Here is a 24,459-nt window from a genome sequence, read left to right as displayed (position 1 = left end):
ACATGAATAATTTTAGCTATTTAAAAAGATACTTACGCAAGAATCATTACTATGATCTTGAAGAGGAGATCCTGACACAATTAGAATCACATCCTAATTTTCCGAGTTTGTATGCTATTATTGACACTTTTAATTTTCTTGAAATTGAAAATTTAGCAATAAAAGTTGAGAAAGAAGAATTTGAGAATCTTCCGGAATGTTTTATAGCTGTTGTAGATTCTGATACTGGAAAAGAAACCATTTTAGCAGAAAAATTGCAACATAAAATAAGAATTGAATTTTCAAACGGCTTTAAGAAAACAATTACAGAAACTGAGTTTTTGACGATCTGGACGGGAATTGTAGTTGCCATAGAGAAGAATGAAACAAGTAGCAAACTCCGTTTTTCAGTAAAAAATAATTGGATTGCGGGAGCCTTCTTTATGCTTTCCTTGTTTTTGGTTCTTATAAATAATGGAACAAATTTAATTTTTGCATCATTCTATTATTTATCAGCAATAACAGGACTTATAACAAGTATCTTTCTTATTAGAGAAGAAACAGGAATTCATAACGAATCTGTTTCTAAAATTTGTAACGTAAACGAAAAAACCAGTTGCAAAGCAGTATTATCTTCAAAAGGAGCGAAAATTTTTGGGGATGTAAGCTTAAGCGATATTTCTATAATTTATTTCTTGTCTATTACTTTTTTAAGCCTGTTTTTAACTTTTGAAAGCGTTTTTGCTATTTATACCGGTTTAGCATTGTTGAGTATTCCGGTTTTAATTTATTCTGTTTGTTACCAATATTTTGTTTTGAAAAAATGGTGCGTATTATGTCTTGGAATTGTTGGCGTTTTATTGTCTCAGCTCATATTGGTTTTAAGTTTTTGGACAAAATATAAGAATAGTTTTAACGCAATTAATGTTGTCTCTTTTGTTCTTGTTTTTGGACTGATGCTACTATGTTGGCTTAAATTTAAAACACTATTTAAAAAGAATATCGAATTAAAAAAGACCGAAGTAAAACACAACCAATTCAAAAGAAAAAGTCTCGTTTTTAATGCCCTGTTAAAAGATTCTCAGAAAATAGATATTGATAGTATTAATGACCTAAAAGCAGTTTTTATTGGTAAATACGATGCGCCTGTTACAATTTATGCCTTACTAAGTGCCTCCTGTGGGCATTGCCATTCGGCATTTGAAAACATTATAAAACTGACTGAAAAAAATCCAAATGAAATAAAAGCAAAACTACTTTTTAATGTAAATATTAAAAATGAAAATAATCCAAATAACAAGGTCTATCATCAGGTTGCACATTTTTATTTTAATGACGGGGAAGAAAAAGTTCAGGATGCATTAAAGGACTGGCACATCAGGAAAATGACTTTAGAAAAATGGACAGCTAAATGGGGAACTACTAAAGACTTTGTATCTGAAGAGATCATTCAGGAGCAATACAATTGGTGTTATGACAATTATCTTTTGTTTGCCCCGGCGATTATCGTAAACGGATATGTTTTGCCTAAAGAATATGAAATTAATGAACTCAGTTATTTTCTTGAAAATTTAATTGAAACTAAAAAAGCAGTACTTTGAAAATAAGAAATTTCCCTTTCTATAAACAACCGGATTCTAAAGACTGTGGTCCAACATGTCTTCGTATAATTGCAAAGTATTACGGAAAAATTATCGAATTGCAGCAAATTCGTAATCTGGCCGAAACTACCCGTGAGGGAAGTAGTTTACTGGGATTAAGCGATGCGGCAGAAGCTCTGGGATTTAGAAGTCTTGGCATGAAAATTAGTTTTGAAACACTTCAGACAGAATCTCCATTGCCCTGTATCGTTCACTGGAATAATCAGCATTTTGTAGTTGTATATAAAGTACAAAAAGATAAAGTTTATGTGTCTGATCCCAGTCACGGTTTACTGACTTATTCAAAAGATGATTTTATCAAGTTTTGGATCGGAAAGAATGCCCATGAAAAAACCGAAGAAGGAATTGTGTTGTTTTTAGACCCAACACCTCAATTCTATGAAAACGAATGGGAAACTGAAGATTCAAAACGAGGGTTTAGCTTTCTCACAAAGTATTTATTTAGATATAAAGCATTAGTGATTCAATTAGTAATTGGATTGCTGACAGCAAGTTTATTCTCCTTATTATTTCCTTTTTTAACGCAGAGCATAGTAGATATTGGAATCCAGACTCAGGATTTAAACTTTATTTATTTAATGCTTTTAGCGCAGTTAATGCTTTTTGCCGGACAAACATCTATAGAAGTTCTTCGTTCCTGGATTATGTTGCATTTAAGTACACGAATACAAATTTCGCTTATTTCAGATTTTTTTATCAAACTGATGAAATTACCGATAAGTTATTTTGATAGTCGAATGACGGGAGACATTATGCAGCGCATAGGCGACAATCATAGAATACAGCAATTATTAACCGGAAGTTCTTTGAATGTGATGTTTTCACTGATGAATTTAGTCGTTTTTAGTTTCGTTCTTGCCTTTTATAGTATGCAGCTTTTTATGGTGTTTTTTATTGGAGGCGCAGTGTATCTTTTTTGGATTTTGTTTTTCTTGAAAAAAAGAAAAGAACTTGATTATAAAAGATTTTCTCAGGTTGCTACAGAACAATCAAAAGTAATGGAGCTTATAAATGGAATGCAGGAAATAAAGATGCACAATGCCGAAAAGCAAAAACGCTGGGGTTGGGAGTTTGTTCAGATTCGTCTTTTTAAAGTAAGTATGCAGGCTTTAACTTTAGAACAGTGGCAATCTGTAGGTTCCAATTTTATCAACCATCTTAAAGATTTACTGATTACTTTTTTTGCAGCAACGTTAGTAGTAAAAGGAGAACTTACACTAGGGATGATGCTTTCGGTTCAATACATTATTGGGCAGTTAAATAGTCCGTTAATGCAAATGGTAGATTTTGTGCGCTCATTACAAGATGCAAAAATAAGCTTAGAAAGATTAGGTGAAATTCATGATAAAGAAAATGAAGAAGATGTTTTGAATCCTAAAATTCAGGACGTCGAACATTCTGATATTCAACTAAAAAATCTGTCATTTAGATATAGTGGAAATCCTGCCCTTGTTTTAGAGAAATTAGACTTAATTATCCCTAAACAAAAAACAACCGCAATTGTTGGAACAAGCGGAAGCGGAAAAACAACTTTGTTAAAACTTATAATGAAGTTTTATGAGCCGAATGAAGGCGAAATTAGTCTGGGTAAAATTAAGTTTGATACCATTTCTCCCCGCGCCTGGAGATTAAATTGTGGTGTTGTAATGCAGGACGGGTTTATTTTTAATGATACAATTGCCAATAACATTGCTGTAGGAGATGATTATGTAGATAAGAAACGTCTTTTGCACGCTGTAGAGATTGCCAATATTAAAGAGTTTATAGAGAGCTTACCACTTTCTTATAATACAAAAATCGGAAACGAAGGCACAGGAATTTCAGGAGGGCAAAGACAACGGCTTTTAATTGCCAGAGCGGTATATAAAAACCCCGATTATCTGTTTTTTGATGAAGCAACTTCTTCTCTTGATGCCAATAATGAAAAGGTAATTATGGAGAACCTCAATGAATATTTAGTAGGTAAAACAGCTGTAATTATAGCACATCGATTATCTACAGTAAAAAATGCAGATCAGATTGTAGTTCTTGAGAAAGGTAGAATAGTCGAAATAGGAACCCATAAAGAATTGGTTCATGCTCAAAAAAACTATTACAAGCTAGTTAAAAATCAATTAGAATTAGGGAATTAAAGGGTTGTAAATTAAAAGAAAATGGCACAAAAAAATGTTTTAGAAGATATAGAATTACGCTCTGAGTCGGTGCAGGAAGTATTGTCCAATCCGCCGGCATGGATTGTTCGTTACGGAATTTCGATTGTTTTTGTACTAATATTATTGTTCGTCATAGGTTGTTGGTTCATTAAATATCCAGATGTTATTGTTGCCAAAGCAGTAGTAACGTCACATCATCCTCCCGAAAAACTGGAGTCTAAAGTCAATTCCAGAATTGTAAAGCTTTGTGTAGCTAATTCTTCAAAAGTAAAAAGAGGAACTGTACTTGCGATTTTGGAAAGTTCGGCCAATTATGAAGCTGTTCTAAAACTGGATAAAATTATAACATCAATTCCTTCGGATTATCAGTCATTTTATTTTCCTTTTAAAGAAATGAGTAATGTGCAGCTTGGGGATATTCAGTCTTCATTTAGTCAATTTCATAAAGCCTATATTGAGAATGAACTCAATCAGAAACTTCATCCTTATTCTGAAGAAATAAACGCAGGAAAAAGTTCTCAAACAGAAAATAACAACAGATTAGCTGCACTATATGAACAGCAAAAACTAGAAAAAGTAAAGCTTTCATTAAGTGATATACAATACAAGAGATCTTTGCAGTTGTTTGAAAAGGGCGTAATTTCAAAATACGATCTGGATACTCAAAAAGCAAATAACTTGCAGGCAAAACAAGCTTATGATCAGATAAGTTCTTCGATTTCACAACAAAAAGAAGCCATAAATCAAGCTAAAAAACAAGTTGTAGCCAGTGAGATTTCACAGGAAAAAACAGATGTGACTAATTTAGCCTCTTTGTTTCAGGCTTTGGATGAACTGAAAAAAAGCATTCATATCTGGAAACAAAATTATTTGTTTGAAGCAACTTATGACGGAGTTTTTAAGTTTCAAAACTCATGGCAGGAAAACCAACTCATAAAAACCGGAGACTTATTTGCTACAATTTTGCCGGAAAACCAAAAACAATATTTTGGAAGCTTAAAAGTTCCTTTGCAAAACTCAGGAAAAATTCAGCACAATCAGAAAGTATTAATTAAGCTGGATAATTTTCCTTTTCAGGAATACGGAATGTTAGAAGGCCGTGTACAGTCTATGTCGACAATAACAGATCCGGACGGTAATTATTTTATAGAAGTTATAATGCCAAAAGGGCTTAAAACAAGTTATGGAAAAGAGATAAAATTCGACAAAGAACTCACAGGATCTGCTGATATCATAACAGATCAAATGCGTCTAATTGAACGTGTTTTTTATCAATTTAGAAAATTAGTTCAGAGATAAGTATTTATTTGACAACAAATAACACTTGAAATAATTGATTTCAGAATTTCATTTTTATAATAATTTTCAGTGATTTAGAATAAAGTTTTAAACACTACAACGTTGTCGTGAGTCAATTTCGAAAACGCTGTAGTGGATTTACAGTGAATAAGATATCTTTATTAATTATCTCAGTTTTTGCTTTAAAATATCTTAACTAAAATTATGAAAAAAACGATACTTTTAATTCTCTTTTTATTATCGATTACCGCATACGCTCAGCAAATAACAATTTCACCAGCAGTATTTCAGGTAAACCAATCCATAACAATTACAGCCTCATTTACATCAGGTACATGTAATACTATGGGAACCAATCCGACGAAAGTTTATATGCATTCCGGAATTGGTACCGAAGCCAATCCGTGGCAGGTGACCAAAGGAAATTGGGGTGTAGATGATGGTGTTGGCCTAATGACAAAAAATGCAAATGGTACGTGGAGTATTACCATTACACCAAGCACTTATTTTGGTTTGAATGCTACTCAGCAAGCTGCAGCAGTAAAAATGGGAGTTGTATTTAGAAACGCCAGCGGGTCTCAAACCTTAAAATTAGCACCATCTTGTTCCGACTTCTTTCTTAATGTAGGCTCTTTTCAGGTAACACTAAACTCTCCTGCAGAAAACAGCAGTACAATCTTAACTTCCGGTGCTTCTTTTAATATTGCGGCAACAAACACAAATGGAGCAGCAAGTTATGTTCTAAAAGCAAATGGAGTTCAGATTAATGCAAATGCAAGCACATCTAGTTATGCATTTAATCATACAGGTATCCTTGATAATCAGAGTTATGAATTGGCGGTTACTCAGGGAGCAACAACTGTAGTGAAAAAGTTCTCGGTTGTTATCAATCCCAATACAGTTTCTGAGGCAATGCCAACAGGTTTAGTTGACGGAATAAATTATAATGCCGGAGATGCAACAAAAGCAACTTTGGTTCTGGATGCACCTTTAAAGGATTTTGTTTACGTTGCCGGAAGTTTCAATAACTGGCAGCCAACAACAGCTTATGCAATGAAAAAAGATCCGGTTTCGGGTAAATTTTGGTTAGAATTAACCGGATTGGTTTCGGGAGTAAACAATACCTATCAATATTGGGTGGCAGACAGTACGCCATTGGCAAATTCTCCATCAATGGTTAAAACGGCAGATCCTTACTCAACTTTGGTTTTGTCACCTTATGATGATTCATCAATTCCGGCAACTTCTTATCCAAATATTCCAGCTTATCCTGCAGGTCAAAATTTTGAAGTTACAGTTCTTAAAACAGGACAAACACCTTACAACTGGCAGGTTACAAATTTTGTAAAACCAGAAAAAGATAAATTGGTAGTTTATGAAGTTCTGGTTCGTGATTTTGATGCGACAAGAAATTTTCAAAGTTTAATAGATAGAATTGAATATTTTAAAACACTAAAAATTAATGCTATCGAATTAATGCCGGTAATGGAGTTTGAAGGAAATGAAAGCTGGGGTTATAACACCTCGTTTCATATGGCATTAGATAAATTTTACGGAACATCAGATAAACTAAAAGAACTTATCGATTTATGCCACCAAAACGGAATAGCTGTTATTCTGGATGTAGCGTTAAATCACGCCTTCGGAAGAAACCCAATGGTAAGAATGTGGATGAACGATCCGGATGGAGATGGTTTTGGTTCGCCAACAACAGAAAATCCATACTTTAATACCGTTGCAAAACACACGTATAGCGTTGGAGAAGATTTTAATCATCAATCTCCAAGAACGCAATATTATGTAGATCGCGTTATCAAACAGTGGATTGAAGAATATAAAATAGATGGTTTCCGTTGGGATTTGACCAAAGGATTTACTCAGGTTTGTACAGCTACAGATCAAGTATGTACAGATGGATATCAACAAGACAGAGTTGATGTTTTAAGAAAATATGCAGATTATTCCTGGAGTCTCGATCCGACACATTATATCATTTTTGAACATTTAGGAAACTCAGATCTTGAAGAGCAACAATGGGCAAATTACAGAGTGGGAGAAACACCAAGTAAAGGCATTATGATGTGGGGTAACTTGACAGATAAGTATAATGAATTGTCTATGGGGTATACTAGTAATATATCAAGAATGATGAGTTCTAACCACGGCTTTACAGCAAACCGTTTAATGGGGTACGCCGAAAGTCATGACGAAGAACGTTTGATGTACAAAAACAAATTATATGGAAATTCAGCAGGTAGCTATAATGTAAAAACATTAAATACAGCTTTGTCAAGAATGTCTGCAATAGGAGCTGTTTCATTATTGATTCCCGGCCCAAAAATGATTTGGCACTTTGGTGAATTAGGATGGGATGATTCAATTTATACTTGTAATAACGGTACTTTTAATGATACTTCGGGAACTCTTGGTGGAGATTGCAAATTAGATACGAAACCACAGCCGCAATGGTCAGAAAACTGGCTTGGAGACACAAATCGTAATAAAATTTATTATGACTGGGCAAAAATGATCAACATGAAAGTTACAGAGCCTGTGTTTTTAGGAACTGCTACCATGGCAAATACAAGTGCAACAACAGTAAATATTAAAATTACAAACAGTACTCTTGCGGCAACACAATTAAAAGACGTATTAATTATTGCCAATTTTGATGTTACAGCAAAGAATGTTGCAACAGGATTTCAGTACACTGGAGCATGGTACAATTTGATGGACAATACAACATTAAATGTTACCGATGTAAATGCTACAATAAATTTAGGCCCGGGAGAATACAGAATCTACGGAAATAAAACAGCCAATTTGGCTTTGCCTGAATTTGAAAAAGGAAATTCGGTTAATTTATATCCAAATCCTGTAGCTAATTATTTCACCCTGAATATGGCGGCATCAAAAGTTCAGGTTTACGCAATATCAGGTCAATTGGTAAAAAGTTTTAGTTCAAATGGAAATGCAGATTTTCAGTTTGGTGTAAGCGAATTAAAAACAGGATTGTATTTTATAAAAGCATTAGATGAAAACAATAAAGTTCAGGTAATGAAATTTATTAAAAAATAATAAGTCAGTTTTTAAAAGGTTTTAGGTGAAGATGAGATTTTATCTATGGTTCTAAAGCTATAAAAAGCATGTAAAATTTGGTTAGTTAGTAAGGTAAAAGGGCTGTCTGTTTCATTAGGCAGCCCTTTTCTGTTGAAGTAATTTTGGTTATTTTTTCTCGTTGTATTCGCCAATCAAAGAAAAATAGCCAAAAGTTCCCAGGCCTAAAACGATTAATGGGGTGAGAATAAAAAGAATTATAATTCCAAATACCAAATCATCCTGTTTGTCTGATAAAAACTTTGGAAGACCAAATTCAAACACACAAAAATAAGCGGCAGCAATAGAAAGTATAATCCATAAAACACCTAAAATTTGTTTAACTGTATTCATATTATATGTAGGTATTAAAGGTGATTCGTTTTGTTTTTGTTGTCAATATAAACCATTCCAATTACAAAGCAGATTGAAGCGATAATAATTGGATACCAAAGACCATCAAGATAAAAATCGGTTTTTCCGTTTGCTTTAGCATGCGTTACAAAATAAGTCGAAATCGCAGGAAGCAGACCGCCAAAAATCCCGTTCCCGACATGATAAGGAAGCGACATAGAGGTATATCTGATTTTAGTTGGAAACATCTCCACTAAAAATGCTGCAATTGGGCCATAAACCATGGTAACAAATAAAACCTGAATAAAAACCAAAAAAATTAAAGTCCATTTATCGCCTGAATTTATCTGAATTGAAATACTGCTTTGAGAGTCTTTTCCATCAGTAAAATCCGTTTTCTTTTCGATATACGAAGTTCCGTCCGTATAGGTTTTAGAAATAGTAGTTAATAAGTCATTATCTTTTGTTCTTTCGGTATTTTGAGTGGTTTTCTGGGTAATTTCGGTTTTTTGAGTAATGTCAGTAGTGTTATACATCGACTTATAAATAGGTCTGTAAAATAAAATAGCCAGTAACATTCCGCCCATCATAATATATTTTCTTCCAATTTTATCGCTCAGCCATCCAAAAACAATAAAAAAAGGCGTTCCAATTAATAATGCAATTCCCAGTAATCCATCCACCTGAGAAGAATCAATATTCATTACCGTTTTCATGAAACTCATGGCATAAAATTGTCCCGTATACCAAACGACACCCTGACCCATTGTAGCGCCAAATAAAGCCAATAAAACAAATTTCAGATTATATCGGTTACCAAAACTTTCCTTTAACGGATTTGTACTTGTTGTGCCTTCTTTCTTGGCTTTCGCAAAAACAGGAGATTCATCCATATTTTTTCGGATGAGGTATGAAACACCTACCATAACAATGGAAACCCAAAACGGAACGCGCCATCCCCAGGCATCAAAAGCCTCGGCAGATAATATATTTTTGGTTGCCAAAATCACCATTAAAGAGATAAATAAACCAACAGTAGCGGTGGTCTGAATCCACGAAGTCCAATATCCTTTTTGACCAGCCGGAGAATGCTCAGCAACGTATGTGGCGGCCCCTCCATATTCGCCACCAAGTGCCAGACCTTGTAATAAGCGTAAAATTAAAACCAGTAAAGGAGCAAAAAAGCCAATTGATTCATAACTCGGAATGCAGCCTATCGCAAAAGTAGAGCCACCCATCAATAATAAAGTAGCCATAAAAGTATATTTACGACCAATAATATCGCCAAGCCTTCCGAAAAATAAAGCGCCAAACGGACGTACCACAAATCCGGCAGCAAAAGTTGCTAAAGTGGATAAAAATGCTGCAGTTGGATTATCACTCGGAAAAAATTTGGTTGAAATAACAACAGCTAAACTGCCAAAAATATAGAAATCATACCATTCAATCATTGTGCCCATAGAAGAGGCCGAAATTACTTTCCAGATACCTTTAGTAGAAGTTTTATCCATAAAACAGTTTTGTGTACTTAATAAAGATTAAAATATAAAAATATGATTTTACGAATATATAAGATAGTTTTTTATTTACATGATACTTTTTTAACAAAAATGATTGATTTATTGACTTTCTAAAATTTGAATTCTTGATTTTATTGGCAACAGTTCTATATTTGAGTAAGATTTTTATATTTTGATAAAAATGAAAGAAATTTTATTAGTGATTTTTTTTGTATTTTTTATTTCTTGCGGAAACAAAAAAAATATAATGACTGTTGAAAAAAAATGCAAAGCGGTGCCAGTGTCATCTGAAGAGGTACAGCGACAATATTTGCATTTTATAAGTGATTCTGATTTTTCTAAAAAGGAATTTGAAGATTTTAATAAAATAAAGAAAGGTGTTTTACTCTATCATTGGACGGAAGGACTTGGAAGTAATCAATTTTTAATAGTTGATTTTGATAAAGACTTTAATTTTTTTTATAAGTCGAAAAGTTTAACAAAAAAAGTAGATTTTGATTTAGAAGATAAAAAGAAGCTAAGTTTTATTTTGGAATCTTTAGAAAAAGGAAGTTATTATCAAAGTTGTGAGAGAGTTAATGGTCATTCCAATTTATATGTATTAATTATAAAGTGTAATAATGAGGTAAAAGTCCAATATTTTTCACCTTACACAAATCTTTATGAAATAGAGCCATCAGATGTTAATATGAATTCAATTCGGGAAGTTTTTGGAATGATAGAAAGTAACTATTATAAAAGTATTAGTTTAAATAAAAAATAGAAGTTTAAAAACAAACTTTGCGGTTAAATCCAAAAAGTATTAAAAATAAAAAACCCGAATATTTCTATTCGGGTTTCGTGGTACCTCCAGGGATCGAACCAGGGACACATGGATTTTCAGTCCATTGCTCTACCATCTGAGCTAAGGTACCGTGCTTGTTGCGGGTGCAAATATATAACCATTTTTGATTTGTGCAAAACATTTTTTTAAAAAAATCAATTTGTATCTTCGCAGAAGCAAAAAAGTAAATATGGTTTTAACTGTTGATGTTGGTAATACTCGAATCAAAGCGTCTGTTTTTGAGGGAAGTACTGCGCTGGAGAATTTTGTTTTTGAGAAAAATGAGCTTGAAAAAAATATTGAAAAAATTTTAATAAAATTTTCAAATTGCTCCGATTTGGTCGTTTCTTCAGTTGGAAAAATTGAAAAAGAGTCTTTTTTGGCTTTCGAAAATAGACTAAAAGTTCATTTTTTTACACATGAAGATGTTTTCCCATTCACAAATAAATATGCAACGCCAAAAACCTTAGGAATCGACCGAATGATTTTGGCATCCGGGGCTACGTTGCAATTTCCAAAACAAAATAGATTAGTTATCGATGCCGGAACTTGTATTACCTACGATTTTATCGACGAAAACGATAATTATCTGGGCGGAGCCATTTCGCCAGGGCTTAGGTTGAGATATGAATCCCTGCATCAATTCACGGCCAAACTGCCTTTGCTGACTTTTGAGGAGCCTGAAAATTATGTAGGAAACTCTACAAAACAAGCAATTCACTCAGGAGTTGTTAATGGGTTCGTCTATGAGATCGACGGTTTTATCGATGAATATCAGGCGGAGTTTTCAAATTTTATAATAATTTTAACGGGAGGTGATGCAGAATTTTTGGCTAAACGATTAAAAAATACCATATTTGCCAATTCAAATTTCTTACTAGAGAGTTTGAATCAAACTTTTCAATACAAAACCGACAATGATTAAAAAAATTATAATAAGCGCTTGTCTGCTTGTTTCATTCGTTTCATTTGCTCAGCAAGGTACGGCTTCACCCTATTCTTTTTACGGAATTGGAGATGCAAGATTCAAAGGTACACTTGAATATAGATCTATGGCTGGAGTTGCCGTTGAGCAGGATAGTATTCACTTGAATATTGATAACCCGGCGAGTTATGCTAGTTTGATTCAGACCACTTTTTCTGTTGGAGGTTCTTTTGGAACATCAACATTAAAAAACGATAATGAATCTTCAAAAGCACAAAGAGCAACTTTTGATTATTTGGCTTTAGGGATTCCAATGGGGAAATTTGGAGCTTCATTTGGTTTGGTTCCGTTATCTTCTGTAGGATATAAAATTTTAGATGATAATACAGCAGATCCTAATGCTGCAAGCGGACAGTTTGAAGGAAAAGGTGGTGTAAATAAAGTATATTTAGGTTTAGCTTATAAAATTAAACCAAATTGGAATATTGGTGCAGATGTACAATATAATTTTGGTAAAATTACAACATCGAGTATTGAAGGAATTACAGAAGTTGCAGATGTAACAACTGAAATGAATTTGTCTGAACTGTCTGGTGTTAATTTTAATATTGGAACAATGTATCAGACTAAAATAAACAAGAAGTTAGGGTTGTTTACAAGTTTAAACTACACTTTTGCAAGTACTTTAAATTCGACTAGTACAAGGGTTATTTCGGTTTATTCAGATCCGGATCCTATTATTTATGATGCAGTTGAAACAAAATTAAAATTACCAAACAAATTGACATTTGGTGCCGGTATTGGAGAAGCAAGAAAATGGCTTGTTGGTACTACTTTGGCATTTCAGGGTAATGGACAATATGCTAACTACTACAATGCAAGTGAAGATGTTCGTTATGGTAAGTATTCAAAATATGCCGTTGGAGGATACTGGATTCCTAATTATACTTCATTTAGCAATTACTTCAGCAGAATTACTTACAGAGCTGGTTTGAAATATGAAAAACTAGGTTTGATAATTAATAGTCAGTCTATCAACGATGTTGGAGTGACTTTAGGAGCTGGTTTTCCAATTACGGGATCTTTCTCAAATGTTAACTTAGGACTTGAATTTGGTAAAAAAGGTACAACATCAGCAGGTTTGATCCAGGAGAATTATATGAACTTTAGCGTAAGTTTCTCTTTCAACGACAGATGGTTTGTTAAGAGTAAATTCAACTAAGAACAGGATTTTATCTTTTATAAGCTCACTACAATTTACTACTTTTGGCAAATGAATTTACCAAAGAGATATATTATAAACGTTGTCACAGTTCTTGCTGTGACACTGTTTTTTGGATGCGAAAGTAATTTTAAAGAAGTTCAGAGAAGTAACTTTGCAGAATTTGTTCCGGGAAGTGATGCTGATACTGTTGATATAAAATACACAGATTCCGGGCGTATAACGGGAGTTCTAAAAAGTCCTAAAATGCTCGATTATTCTAATTTGGAATTTCCTTTTACAGATTTTCCAAAAGGTATTGATGTAACACTTTATGATAAAAAACAAAAGCGTACTTTTATAAGATCAAATTATGCGGTCTCTTATAAAGAAACCGGAATAATAGATTTACAGGGAAAAGTAAAAATTACATCAGAAGCAGGGCAGGTACTGGAAACGGAGCAGCTTTATTTTGATCAGAAAAATGAATGGTTCTACACCGAGAGAAAATTTAAACTTACCGATGCAAAAGGAGTTTCAAATGGACAAGGGGTAGATTTTAGTAAAGATTTTAAAGTGATTAATTCGCAGCGAATAAGCGGTGAAATTGAATCCGAAGAATAAAACACAGGTTATGGGTTATTTAAAATACACACAATACGTTTATATTGCATTTGCCGTTTTCTTTATTTATGACGGTGTAACAAAGCTGAATGAAAACAATGAAGGTTATCCTTTGAGTTTTGTAATTGCCGGAATGGCAGTTTTTATGTTTTTCTTTAGAAGAAGATTTGTTAAGAAATTTGACGATAAGAACAAAAAACAGTAAAAAATGGAAATTAGTATTATAATACTATGTTTAATACTATCAGCCTTTTTTTCGGGAATGGAAATAGCCTTTATTTCCTCCAATAAAATTTATCTTGAAATAGAGAAAAAGCAAGAAAATTTTCTCTCAAGAATCTTAACCAGACTTACCGGGAATCCTTCCAAGTTTATTGCTGCAATGCTAATTGGTAATAATGTAGCTTTGGTAGTATATGGTTTTTATATGGGAGATTTAATTCTAAACTGTTTAATAAATTTAGGATTTCATTTTTCCGATCTTACAAGCTTAATAATTCAAACCATCATTTCGACGTTTATTGTTTTGCTTACGGCGGAGTTTTTGCCAAAAGTCTTTTTTCAGATTTACGCCAATTCATTAATTAAGTTTTTTGCAATTCCGGCTTATCTGTTTTACCGTCTGTTCTATTATATTTCGACCTTTTTTATCTGGATTTCAGATTTTGTTTTGAGAAAATTTTTCAAAACAGAAGGAGATCAGGTGCAATTGTACTTTAGTAAAATAGAATTGGGTAATTATATTACAGAACAAATGAATTCTGTGGAAGATGACGATGAAGTAGATTCTGAAATTCAGATTTTTCAAAATGCTTTAGAGTTTTCAGGTGTAAAAGCGCGTGATATTATGACGCCACGTACAGAAATCGTTGATATTGATTTGTTCGAAAGTGTCACGGAGCTTAAAGAACTTTTTATTGAAACCGGTTATTCTAAAATTGTAGTAAGCCAAAATTCACTGGACGATATTGTGGGTTATGTACATTCATTTGATTTGTTTAAAAAGCCAAAAACGATAAAATCGGTTTTGATGACAGTTGAATTTGTTCCTGAAACCATTTTGATAAAAGATGCTTTAAGCTTACTAATCAAAAAAAGAAAAAACGTAGCAGTAGTTCTGGATGAATACGGAGGTACTTCGGGAATTATCACTATAGAAGATATTGTAGAAGAACTTTTTGGCGAGATTGAAGATGAACACGATTTAGATGAAGAATTAATTGAAGAAGAATTGGGCGATGGTAAATATTTGTTTTCTACTAGATTAGATGTTGAATATCTAAATGAAGAGTATAAACTGGCAATTCCGGAAGAAGATTCATATGGAACATTAGGAGGATTTATCGTCAACTTTACGAAGGAAATTCCGCAAAAAGGAGATAAAATTCTGATAGATAAGTACGAATTTGTGATCGAAGAGGCCACAGATAAGAAAATTGAATTGGTGAAAATGACTATAAAAGAGTGATTTTTTTTAATTATTAAAAAAATTGTTGAAAATAAAACGCTAGTTGTATTGTTATTAACTAGATAATTGTATTTTCGCAAACTGAATATAAAATTAACGATAATAAAAATGGCAGTTTTAGCAAAAATTAGACAGCGTTCCGCTTTATTGATAGGAGTTATTGCACTTGCATTATTTGCATTTATAATACAAGATCTAATCGGTAAAGGGACATTTAGTCAAAGTTCAAAAGATGTGGGAAGCATCGACGGAAAAGATATTTCATTTGAAGACTTTAGAGTTAAAGTTAGTAATGTTGAAAAAAGTGGGCAAGGAATTACTTCCACTGAAGCTGCAAACAGAGTTTGGGACCAAGAGGTTTCAATCGCATTATTATCAACTCAGTTTGATAAATTAGGATTGAGAGTTGGAGAAAAGCACTTGATGGAAGTTTTAAAAGCTGATCCAAATATTGGTAAAAATCCAATGTTCTTAAATGCAGCAGGTATGTTTGATGTAGTAAAATTTAAAGAATACTTCAAAACAAATCCTGAAGCGGCACAATATATTTCAAGTAAAGAGAAAGATGCAGAATTGAATGCAAAATTTCAAATTTACAACACATTGATTAAATCTGGACTTTACACAACTGCTAGTGAAGGAAAGTTGAAATATGAAATGGAAGCTAACAAAGTAAACTTTAGTTATGCTGCAGCTTTATATTCTTCTATTAAAGATAGTGATGTTAAAATTTCTGATTCTGATATTGTTGACTATATGAAGAAAAACGAGAAAAAATTCAAAGCGGATGAAACTCGTGAAATTCAATACGTTTTAGTAGAAGACAAAGCTTCAAAAGAAGATGAAGCTGAAATTAAAGCTAAAATCACAGGTTTATTAAACGGAAGTGTTGTTTACAATGCTAAAACTGGTAAAAACGATACTTTAGCTGGTTTTAAAAATGCTACTAACATTGCTGAGTTTGTAAACTCAAATTCTGATGTTCCTTACGATTCTACTTATGTTCCTAAAAATGCTTTACCAGCTGTTGATGCTGATAAATTATTCAGCTTACCTGCTGGAGCAATCTACGGGCCATATGTTTACGGAAGATATTATGCAATCTCTAAATCTTTAGGATTTAAAGCTGGTGTTAATGCAAAAGCAAGTCATATCTTAATTGCTTATGACGGATCTCAAACACCAAACGCAAAAGAAAAAAGAACTAAAGAAGAAGCTAAAGCTAAAGCTGAAGAAATTTTAGCACAAGTTCAGGCTAATCCGGATAGTTTCATGATGCTTGCTTTTACAAGCTCTGATGATTCATCTGCACAACAAGGTGGTGATTTAGGATATTTTGGTCAAGGCCAAATGGTAAAACCATTTAATGATTTTGTATTCAATAATGGAATTGGTAAAGTTGGATTGGTTGAAACTCCTTTCGGATTTCACATCATCAAAGTTACAGATAAACAAGACGGAATTCGTTTAGCTACAATTGCTCAAAAAATCGAGCCGTCTGAAGCTACTTCTGATAAAGTATTTACATTAGCAACTAAATTCGAAATGGCTGCGGCTGATAAGGATTTTGCTGCAACTGCTAAAGAATTAGGTTTAAAAGTAGCTGCTCCGGTAACTGCTAAAGCTATGGATGAAGCGTTTGGTCCTCTAGGAAATCAACGTAACATTGTAAGATGGGCATTTGATAAAGAAACAAATACTGGTGACGTTAAACGTTTTGAAATTGCAAACGTTGGACACGTAATCGCACAATACAAAAGCGAAAACAAATCAGGTTTAGTTTCTGTAAGTTTAGCTAGACCATATGTAGAGTCTATCTTGAAAAACAAGAAAAAAGCTGAAATGTTAAAAGCTAAATTAACTGGTTCAACTATCGAGGCTATGGCTAAGAGCGCTGGTGTAGCAGTTCAACAAGCTACAAACGTTACTTTAGATAATCCTGTATTACCTGGTGGAGTTGGTCAAGAGCCAAAAGTAGTTGGAAATGCATTTGCATTGGCTGCTAATAAAGTTTCTGCTCCAATTGAAGGAAACACTGGAGTATATGTTGTAAAAAACATCAGTACTGTAAAAGCTCCTGCTCTTGCTAATCATGCAGAGTATGTTGCGAAAGTAAAAGCACAAAGTTCATCTGATACAAGCAGAATCTTGCCAGCTTTGAAAAGCAATGCTAAAATTGAAGATAACAGATTGCAATTTAATTACTAGTTTTTAGTAAAATAAATAAGGTTTAAAAGCCCGAAGATTCAATCGAATCTTCGGGCTTTTCAGTTTTAGTAAAACACTTAACTTGTTTTGTAATAAATAGTTGACAATTTTTTCTTAATTATATAGGAATAATAGAAATTTAATCATAACATATTTGTGTTATTAAAATTATTACTGTTAATTTGCTGAAATTTTTATTTAAACAGAATAAAATTAGTTTAATGTTTGTTTTTAAAATTGGGGAATTAAAAAATGAATAAGTACTTAAATAATCCGTTGGTTAATGTTTTTTCTTAGTTTGTTTCGCAGAAAGCCGCGAGTGTATACTAAAATAGAAAATCATATTTACGGAATCATCATCGAGCTTTTAAAAGTTAGCAGTACCGACATCAATGTTGATGAGTTGGGAGGGAAGTACTATTTAAGTAACGAAGAGCAGCACTTTAAAGTGACAATACTAAGCAACGATTATGTTATCAGGCTTACGAATACTCGTGATTCTGTTGCTGAAAAATATGATAAAGTATTTGTTGAAGATGTTTTGAAAGCGGTAAAAGAAGAAAAACACCGTAGAATGGAACTGGTATATGATTCTATCAATAATAGTATAGAAAAAATGGCCGAACGTCTACACAACACACTTATCGAATCTAATGAATTAGAAAGTCAAAAAGTCCGGCGCCTTGAGTCTAAACAAATTGGATAAGAGTTTTTGCTGATTTACACTTTAATAAAAATCAGATATTCGGGAAATGATAATTATTCCTTTAAGATCATTTCGTCATAAGTCAGGATTGTGCCGTATCCTTTCGATTCAAAATAAGCTCTAGGGTTTTCTTTAGAGACCACCATTACAAAATCTCCACCCCATGCACCCAGACTTTTAATTGCCCCGTTAAAATCTGAAAAAGCACGCTCTTTTATCGTATCAAGTTCAAGAATTTTACTCAGGTGAACTTCATGTTTTTCAACTGCTCTGGCAAATTCACTCAAAGTTTTTGCATTTAAAATTGCCTCAGTAATCTTGTTGTTTTCAACAATACTTTTGATTAAGTTTTGATCTTTATGATTGTTGTACGCATGAATTGCTGCTTTGCTATTTTGCTTCTTATTAAGATATACAAAGAATATATTTTCTGTAAAGTCAGGATAAAAAGAAACAGGAGTCACACTATTGTTTTCTATTTTGTAGATAATTGGTGTGTCGTTTTGTGCGCAGGCAATATCGTAACCGCTTCCTCCAAAACTATTTTTCAGTAATGTAAAAGCATTAATTTTAGTCCATTGTGCGATATTATTAATCAAAGTCGAGGACGTTCCCAATCCCCAATTTCTTGGAAAAGTAAGGTTGGTTTGAATTTTATATCCCTGAGATTGATTAATAAAATCGGGATTAAGAACATAAGCCTTATGTAAAATATTGATGAGAGTCGATTTTACAGTTTCTATTTCTGGATTTGTATTATTTATTATTTCATCAAACGAAATGGTGTTCTCAAACCAAAGTTGTTGGTCATAATCGTAACTTTTCCATTCAATGATTTTATCGATTCCATCTTCAACAATTAAATTTTGTCCAAATTTGGTTGGTAATGCAAAAGCATCTGCGCCATCTAAGACTAAATATTCTCCAGAGATAAATAATTTTCCGTTACTGTAAAAAGTTGTTGACATAAGTGTTCTTTAGTCCTTAGGACAAATAGTGTATTTTAAATGTAAGCGTTTCTTACTTTCTTAAACTTTCAATAAATTCTACAACTGCGCTATGAGAAACAGCAGTTTTCTTGAAATGTGCTTTAATCAAATGACGTTCTTCGTCTGTAGCTTCAAACTGATTAATGATGTTGTTTAAGTGCATTTTCATGTGACCTTCCTGAATTCCTGTTGTTGTTAAAGAGCGTAATGCAGCAAAATTTTGAGCAAGACCAGCTACTGCAACAATTTCCATTAATTCTTTTGCAGAAGGCTTTTCAAGCATTTCAAGGCAAAGTTTTACCAAAGGATGTAAAGAGGTTAATCCGCCAACCGTTCCTAAAGCCAGAGGGATTTCAAGCCAAAAAGTAAAGATTCCGTTTTCTATTTTTGCATGAGACAAACTCGAATATTGTCCGTTTTTTGATGCGTAAGCGTGGATTCCAGCTTCAATAGCTCTAAAATCGTTTCCTGTTGCCAAAATTACAGCATCAACACCGTTCATGATTCCTTTGTTGTGTGTAACGGCTCTAAAAGGCTCTATTTCGGCAATCTGGACTGCCTGAACAAAACGCTCGGCAAATTCCTGAGGATTTGAAATATGTTTTTCAGTTAAGTCTTCAACAGGACAAGAAACTTCGGCTCTAACGATGCAATTTGGGACATAATTAGATAATATACTCATTATAACCGTAATTTTTTCATCTTCTCCAAATAATTCAGACTGTTGAAATTCTTCTTTTAAAGTGGTTGCAAATTGTTCTAAGCAAGAGTTAATGAAATTGGCGCCCATACTATCTTTTGTTTCAAAAGAAGCATGAAGCTGAAAATAATTCTCAAGTAAATTTCTTTTATCTCTTAGTTGAATATCCAATATACCACCACCGCGTTGTTGCATATTCTTGGTGATACTTTGTGTTTCAGAGAAAAATTTTGGTTTTATGGTATTAAAAAACGATTGTAGTTTTTCGGCATCGCCATTAAAAGTAAAATGAACCTGGCCAATTTTTTCAGTATTGATTACTGTAGCTTTAAAACCGCCTCTTGTTGCCCAATATTTAGCAGATTTTGAAGCTGCAGCGACAACAGAACTTTCTTCGATTGCCATCGGAATTGTTTTGTATTTTCCGTTGATCAGAAAGTTAGGAGCAACTCCAAGGGGGATATAGAGGTTTGTGATCGTATTTTCGATGAATTCATCATGCAGTTGTTGGAGCTTTTCGTCTGAATTCCAGTAATTTCTTATAATAGTTAGTGCTTCTTCTGGAGTAGAAAAGTATTCGTTGGCAATCCAATTAATTTTTTCTTTTTTGGATAATTTAGAAAATCCGGCAACAGCGTTGTTCATTCTCAGTATATTAAATAATAATGTTGCTGCAAAGATACTATTTTAAGAGTTTTCATTGCAATGTATTTGAAAGAGGAAAATACGCAATCGTTATTTTTTTTAACATTTAACACTTATAATGTGTATTATGTTTATTTTTTTTACTAAAATTGGGCTCTTTTTTAAAATTAAATAATTCTAATGAATACAAGTAAAATTACTGTAATGCTTTTGTTATTTGTTTCGACTGTTTTTGGTCAACAAAAAATTACTGTTGAAAGCATTTATAGCGGTGCATTCAAGGCAAAAGGAATGGACGAATTGCAATCTTTAAAAAATACTGATCAATACACGGTTTTAAATGTAGACCAGTCAACAAGGAGCATGCAGATTGATTTATACGACTTTGCAACTTTAAAAAAGGTATCTAACTTAGTTGATTCAAAAAATCACAAAGAACTTGCCGGCGGAATTGACAGTTATATCTTCGATGCTTCAGAAAAAAAGATTTTAATTGCTTCTCATACCAATAAAATATTCCGTCATTCATTTACTGCCGATTATTTTTTATACGATATCGCTTCAAAATCACTAACAAAACTTTTTGATTTTCAAATTCAGGAGCCAACTTTCTCACCAGACGGAACTAAAATCGCTTATGCAAGAGAAAATAATCTTTATGTATATGATTTAGCCTCAAAAAAATCTACTGCCGTTACAACTGACGGAAAGAAAAATGCTGTTATTAATGGTATTACGGATTGGGTTTATGAAGAAGAATTTGCTTTTGTGCGGGCTTTTGACTGGAGTGCAGACAGCAAAAAATTAGCTTACATCCGTTTTGATGAAAGCGCTGTTCCTGAGTTTTCTATGTCAATGTTTCATAAAGATTTATACCCAACAATTGAAACTTTTAAATATCCAAAAGCAGGAGAAAAGAATTCAGTAGTTTCTTTACATGTATATGATGCAGTTGGAAATAGTACTAAAAAAGTTGATTTAGGTAATTATAATGACTTTTATATTGCAAGATTAAAATGGACAAATGATGCTAATGTATTGTCTGCTCAGGTTTTAAACCGCCACCAGGACAATCTTGATTTATTATTTGTTGACGGAACAACTGCGGCAGCAAAAGTTATTTTGAATGAAAAAGATAAAGCTTACGTTGATATTACTGATAATTTGACTTTCTTAAAAGATAACAGTTTTATCTGGACAAGCGAAAAAGACGGTTTTAATCATATTTATGTTTATGATAAAACAGGAAAACTTAAAAATCAGGTTACAAAAGGTAACTGGGAAGTGGTTTCATACTACGGTTTAGACGAAAAAACAAAAACTATTTTCTATCAGTCTACAGAAAATGGTTCTATCAACAGAGATATTTACAGAATTGGTTTAGACGGAAAAAACAAAGTACGTTTAACTTCAAAAGTTGGAACAAGTACAGCTACTTTTAGCCCAAATTTCCAATACTTCATTAATACTTTTTCAAGTAATTTACAGCCTACAACTTATACTTTAAACGAGGCTAAAACAGGAAAAGAAATCCAGGTTATCGAAAACAATCAGGCTCTTGCTGATAAATTGAAAGCATATAATCTTCCTGCAAAAGAATTCATCGTATTAAAAACAGCGAAAGGAAACGAACTTAATGCATGGATTTTAAAACCAAAAGATTTTGATCCTTCAAAAAAATATCCGGTTTTCATGTACCAATATTCTGGTCCGGGATCACAACAAGTAAACAATGATTGGAACAATAGTGATGATTATTGGTTTTTATCTCTTACACAACAAGGTTATATTGTAGCTTGTGTTGATGGTAGAGGAACAGGTTTTAAAGGTGCTGATTTCAAAAAAGTAACTCAGAAAGAATTAGGGAAATACGAAGTAGAAGATCAGATTGACGCTGCAAAAGTAATTGGAGGATATTCTTATGTTGATGCTTCAAGAATTGGAATCTTCGGATGGAGTTATGGTGGTTTTATGGCCTCTAACTGTATCTTTCAAGGAAATGACGTATTCAAAATGGCAATCGCTGTTGCTCCGGTAACAAACTGGAGATTTTATGACAGTGTTTATACAGAGCGATACATGCAGACTCCTCAGGAAAATGCAAGCGGATACGATCAGAACTCTCCAATAAATCATGTTGATAAATTAAAAGGTAAGTTTTTATTAATTCACGGTTCTGGTGATGATAACGTTCATGTTCAGAATTCAATGCAAATGATGGAAGCTTTAATTCAGGCAAATAAACAATTCGATTCTCAAATTTATCCAGATAAAAACCACGGTATTTATGGCGGAAAAACAAGAATTCAGTTGTATAACAAAATGACTAATTTTATCAAAGAAAATTTATAATCTAAATCAATTAACCTTAATATAATAATGAATAATATGGGAGAAACTCAAGTAAAAACTGCGCATCCAAAAGGACTTTGGGTATTATTTGGAACGGAGATGTGGGAGCGATTCAATTTTTATGGAATGCGAGCTTTGTTGACTTTATTTCTTGTGAACTCATTATTAATGAAGGAAGAAGAAGCTTCCTTAATTTATGGAGGTTTTCTTGGACTTTGTTATTTAACTCCTATGTTAGGAGGTTTTGTTGCCGACCGTTTTTTAGGAAACAGAAATTGTATCCTTTTAGGTGGATTGCTTATGGCAATTGGACAAATGTTGTTGTTTACCAGCGGAAGCGTTTTTGAATCTAATTTAGGATTGGCTAAAGCCATTATGTATTCTGCATTAGGAGTTATCGTTTTTGGTAACGGATTCTTTAAACCAAACATTTCAAGTATGGTTGGAAGTTTGTATCCTAAACAGGAAAAAACAAAATTAGATAGTGCTTTTACTATTTTCTATATGGGAATTAACATCGGAGCTTTTTTAGGTCAGTCTATTTGTCCTTTATTAGGAGATGTTAAAGATGCTGGCGGAATTAGAGATATTCATGCTTTTAGATGGGGATTCCTTGCGGCTTCTGTTGCAATGCTTTTAGGAACTGTTCTTTTTTACTTCTTGAAAAATAAATATGTAGTTTCTCCAGAAGGAAAACCATTAGGGGGTTTGCCTTCTAAAAATGATGCTTCAGATTTTGAAGAAGGAGAAGCACAAAAAGCTAATTTTTCTAATAAAGCTTTATTGATTGCCGGATTAGCATTTATTGGTTTAGGATTCTTTTTTCATTACGTAGTAGGTCAGAATTTAATTTATACTTTGATTTATTCTAGTGGATTATCATTGGCGGGATTAATTATTTCGGATACTTCTTTGACTAAAATTGAAAGAGACAGAATTATAGTTATTTATATTGTTTCGTTCTTTATTATTTTCTTCTGGGCTGCTTTTGAGCAAGCGGGTTCATCTTTGACTTTTATTGCAGATAACCAAACAGACAGAAACTTCTTTGGATGGCAAATGCCTCCATCAATGGTTCAGATTTTTAACGGACTATTTGTTGTTGTTTTAGCAGTTCCATTTAGTATTTTATGGGATACTTTACGAGCTAAAGGAAAAGAACCAATTTCTCCTGTAAAACTGGCTGTTGGTTTAGTAGTGATCTCATTAAGTTTCTTTATGATTGCAACTCAGGTTTCTTATATCGGAACTTCTGGTTTGCTTTTAGTTAAGTGGCTTATCTTGTTATATTTCTTAAATACATGTGCTGAGTTATGTTTGTCTCCAATCGGATTGTCATTGGTTGGTAAATTATCTCCAAAACGTTTCGCTTCATTATTGTACGGAGTATTCTTTTTGTCAAATGCATCAGGTTATGCTTTAGGAGGGACTTTAGGATCTATCTTGCCTGCTACAGGAGATAAATTTGCAAAAGCAAAAGAATTAGGAATCGATCTTCAGGCTGTTTTAGATAAAAAAATAACACCAACTGCAGAGCAATTGGCACTTTTAGAAAAACATCAGATTAGTGATGCAAACCACTTTTTTGCAGGATTCGAAATTCATAATCTATATGAGTTTTTCATGGTGTTTGTGGTGCTTACAGGTATCGCAGCAATTATATTATTTGCTTTGACTCCATTTTTGAAAAAAATGATGCACGGTGTTAGATAATATAATCGGATAGAATAAAAAAATATAAAACATCATCTTTTGG

18 protein-coding genes and 1 tRNA gene are annotated in these 24,459 nt (G+C 33.0%); 14 read left to right on the top strand and 5 right to left on the bottom strand.

The features are described 5' to 3' along the window. The first annotated feature begins 2 nt into the window (after positions 1–2). The 4 genes from KHA98_RS03095 (at position 3) to KHA98_RS03080 (ending at position 8,170) form a co-directional block, all read left to right on the top strand. Complete coding sequence (locus KHA98_RS03095; RefSeq protein WP_213255150.1) at positions 3–1,580, top strand: vitamin K epoxide reductase family protein; 1,578 nt, start codon at positions 3–5, stop codon at positions 1,578–1,580. Positions 1,581–1,582: 2 nt separating this feature from the next. Further along, positions 1,583–3,772 (top strand): peptidase domain-containing ABC transporter, encoded by a 2,190-nt coding sequence (locus tag KHA98_RS03090; protein ID WP_213255391.1) that lies wholly within the window; start codon positions 1,583–1,585, stop codon positions 3,770–3,772. A 21-nt stretch (positions 3,773–3,793) separates the two neighbouring features. Further along, the gene (locus KHA98_RS03085) at positions 3,794–5,092 is read left to right on the top strand and encodes an HlyD family secretion protein (protein ID WP_213255147.1); all 1,299 of its coding nucleotides are present in this window, start codon (positions 3,794–3,796) and stop codon (positions 5,090–5,092) included. Between the two features lie 204 nt (positions 5,093–5,296). Further along, a complete protein-coding gene (locus KHA98_RS03080; protein ID WP_213255144.1) occupies positions 5,297–8,170 on the top strand; it encodes an alpha-amylase family glycosyl hydrolase in 2,874 nt (957 codons plus the stop codon). Between the two features lie 147 nt (positions 8,171–8,317). On the opposite strand, the gene KHA98_RS03075 is transcribed toward KHA98_RS03080, so the two are convergent. Together KHA98_RS03075 and KHA98_RS03070 are read right to left on the bottom strand one after the other, a co-directional pair. Beyond that, positions 8,318–8,542 (bottom strand): DUF6814 family protein, encoded by a 225-nt coding sequence (locus KHA98_RS03075; RefSeq protein WP_115888113.1) that lies wholly within the window; start codon positions 8,540–8,542, stop codon positions 8,318–8,320. A 14-nt stretch (positions 8,543–8,556) separates the two neighbouring features. Further along, entirely contained in the window at positions 8,557–10,053 is a 1,497-nt protein-coding gene (locus KHA98_RS03070) for an MFS transporter (protein WP_213255141.1), read from the bottom strand. A 190-nt stretch (positions 10,054–10,243) separates the two neighbouring features. Here KHA98_RS03070 and KHA98_RS03065 point away from each other — a divergent pair, with 190 nt between their 5' ends. Next, entirely contained in the window at positions 10,244–10,825 is a 582-nt protein-coding gene (locus tag KHA98_RS03065; RefSeq protein WP_213255139.1) for a hypothetical protein, read from the top strand. Between the two features lie 78 nt (positions 10,826–10,903). Here the strand turns inward: KHA98_RS03065 and KHA98_RS03060 are convergent. Then, positions 10,904–10,976: transfer RNA gene (locus tag KHA98_RS03060), tRNA-Phe, on the bottom strand. A gap of 99 nt (positions 10,977–11,075) precedes the next feature. Here KHA98_RS03060 and KHA98_RS03055 point away from each other — a divergent pair. The 7 genes from KHA98_RS03055 to KHA98_RS03025 all read left to right on the top strand — a co-directional run bounded on the left by KHA98_RS03055 (position 11,076) and on the right by KHA98_RS03025 (position 18,017). After that, entirely contained in the window at positions 11,076–11,810 is a 735-nt protein-coding gene (locus tag KHA98_RS03055) for a type III pantothenate kinase (RefSeq protein WP_213255136.1), read from the top strand. Continuing rightward, a complete protein-coding gene (locus tag KHA98_RS03050) occupies positions 11,803–13,032 on the top strand; it encodes a hypothetical protein (RefSeq protein ID WP_213255134.1) in 1,230 nt (409 codons plus the stop codon). The genes KHA98_RS03055 and KHA98_RS03050 overlap by 8 nt, the downstream gene beginning before the upstream one ends. Positions 13,033–13,083: 51 nt before the next feature. Next, positions 13,084–13,635, top strand: a complete 552-nt coding sequence (gene lptC, locus KHA98_RS03045) for an LPS export ABC transporter periplasmic protein LptC (protein ID WP_213255131.1) — start codon at positions 13,084–13,086, stop codon at positions 13,633–13,635. 10 nt (positions 13,636–13,645) lie between these two features. After that, positions 13,646–13,840 (top strand): hypothetical protein, encoded by a 195-nt coding sequence (locus KHA98_RS03040; RefSeq protein ID WP_213255127.1) that lies wholly within the window; start codon positions 13,646–13,648, stop codon positions 13,838–13,840. Positions 13,841–13,843: 3 nt separating this feature from the next. Continuing rightward, entirely contained in the window at positions 13,844–15,103 is a 1,260-nt protein-coding gene (locus KHA98_RS03035) for a hemolysin family protein (protein ID WP_213255125.1), read from the top strand. A gap of 108 nt (positions 15,104–15,211) precedes the next feature. Then, positions 15,212–17,311 (top strand): peptidylprolyl isomerase, encoded by a 2,100-nt coding sequence (locus KHA98_RS03030; RefSeq protein ID WP_213255123.1) that lies wholly within the window; start codon positions 15,212–15,214, stop codon positions 17,309–17,311. Between the two features lie 319 nt (positions 17,312–17,630). Further along, the gene (locus tag KHA98_RS03025; protein WP_317192559.1) at positions 17,631–18,017 is read left to right on the top strand and encodes a hypothetical protein; all 387 of its coding nucleotides are present in this window, start codon (positions 17,631–17,633) and stop codon (positions 18,015–18,017) included. Positions 18,018–18,070: 53 nt separating this feature from the next. Here the strand turns inward: KHA98_RS03025 and KHA98_RS03020 are convergent, their stop codons facing one another. Both KHA98_RS03020 and KHA98_RS03015 read right to left on the bottom strand, forming a co-directional pair. Continuing rightward, entirely contained in the window at positions 18,071–18,985 is a 915-nt protein-coding gene (locus tag KHA98_RS03020) for a GYDIA family GHMP kinase (RefSeq protein WP_213255117.1), read from the bottom strand. Between the two features lie 52 nt (positions 18,986–19,037). Continuing rightward, positions 19,038–20,351: a hydroxymethylglutaryl-CoA reductase, degradative gene (locus KHA98_RS03015; RefSeq protein WP_213255115.1), complete on the bottom strand. Its 1,314-nt coding sequence runs from the start codon at positions 20,349–20,351 to the stop codon at positions 19,038–19,040. Between the two features lie 180 nt (positions 20,352–20,531). Here KHA98_RS03015 and KHA98_RS03010 point away from each other — a divergent pair, with 180 nt between their 5' ends. Both KHA98_RS03010 and KHA98_RS03005 read left to right on the top strand, forming a co-directional pair. Continuing rightward, the gene (locus KHA98_RS03010; protein WP_213255114.1) at positions 20,532–22,703 is read left to right on the top strand and encodes a S9 family peptidase; all 2,172 of its coding nucleotides are present in this window, start codon (positions 20,532–20,534) and stop codon (positions 22,701–22,703) included. Between the two features lie 36 nt (positions 22,704–22,739). Further along, a complete protein-coding gene (locus KHA98_RS03005; protein ID WP_213255112.1) occupies positions 22,740–24,416 on the top strand; it encodes a peptide MFS transporter in 1,677 nt (558 codons plus the stop codon). Positions 24,417–24,459 lie beyond the last annotated feature (43 nt).

This window comes from Flavobacterium branchiicola (genome assembly GCF_018383905.1).
In the GTDB taxonomy this organism is placed as follows: domain Bacteria; phylum Bacteroidota; class Bacteroidia; order Flavobacteriales; family Flavobacteriaceae; genus Flavobacterium; species Flavobacterium branchiicola.
The sequence above is the reverse complement of the archived record's forward strand: the minus strand, read 5'-3'. Positions and strand labels throughout refer to the sequence as shown.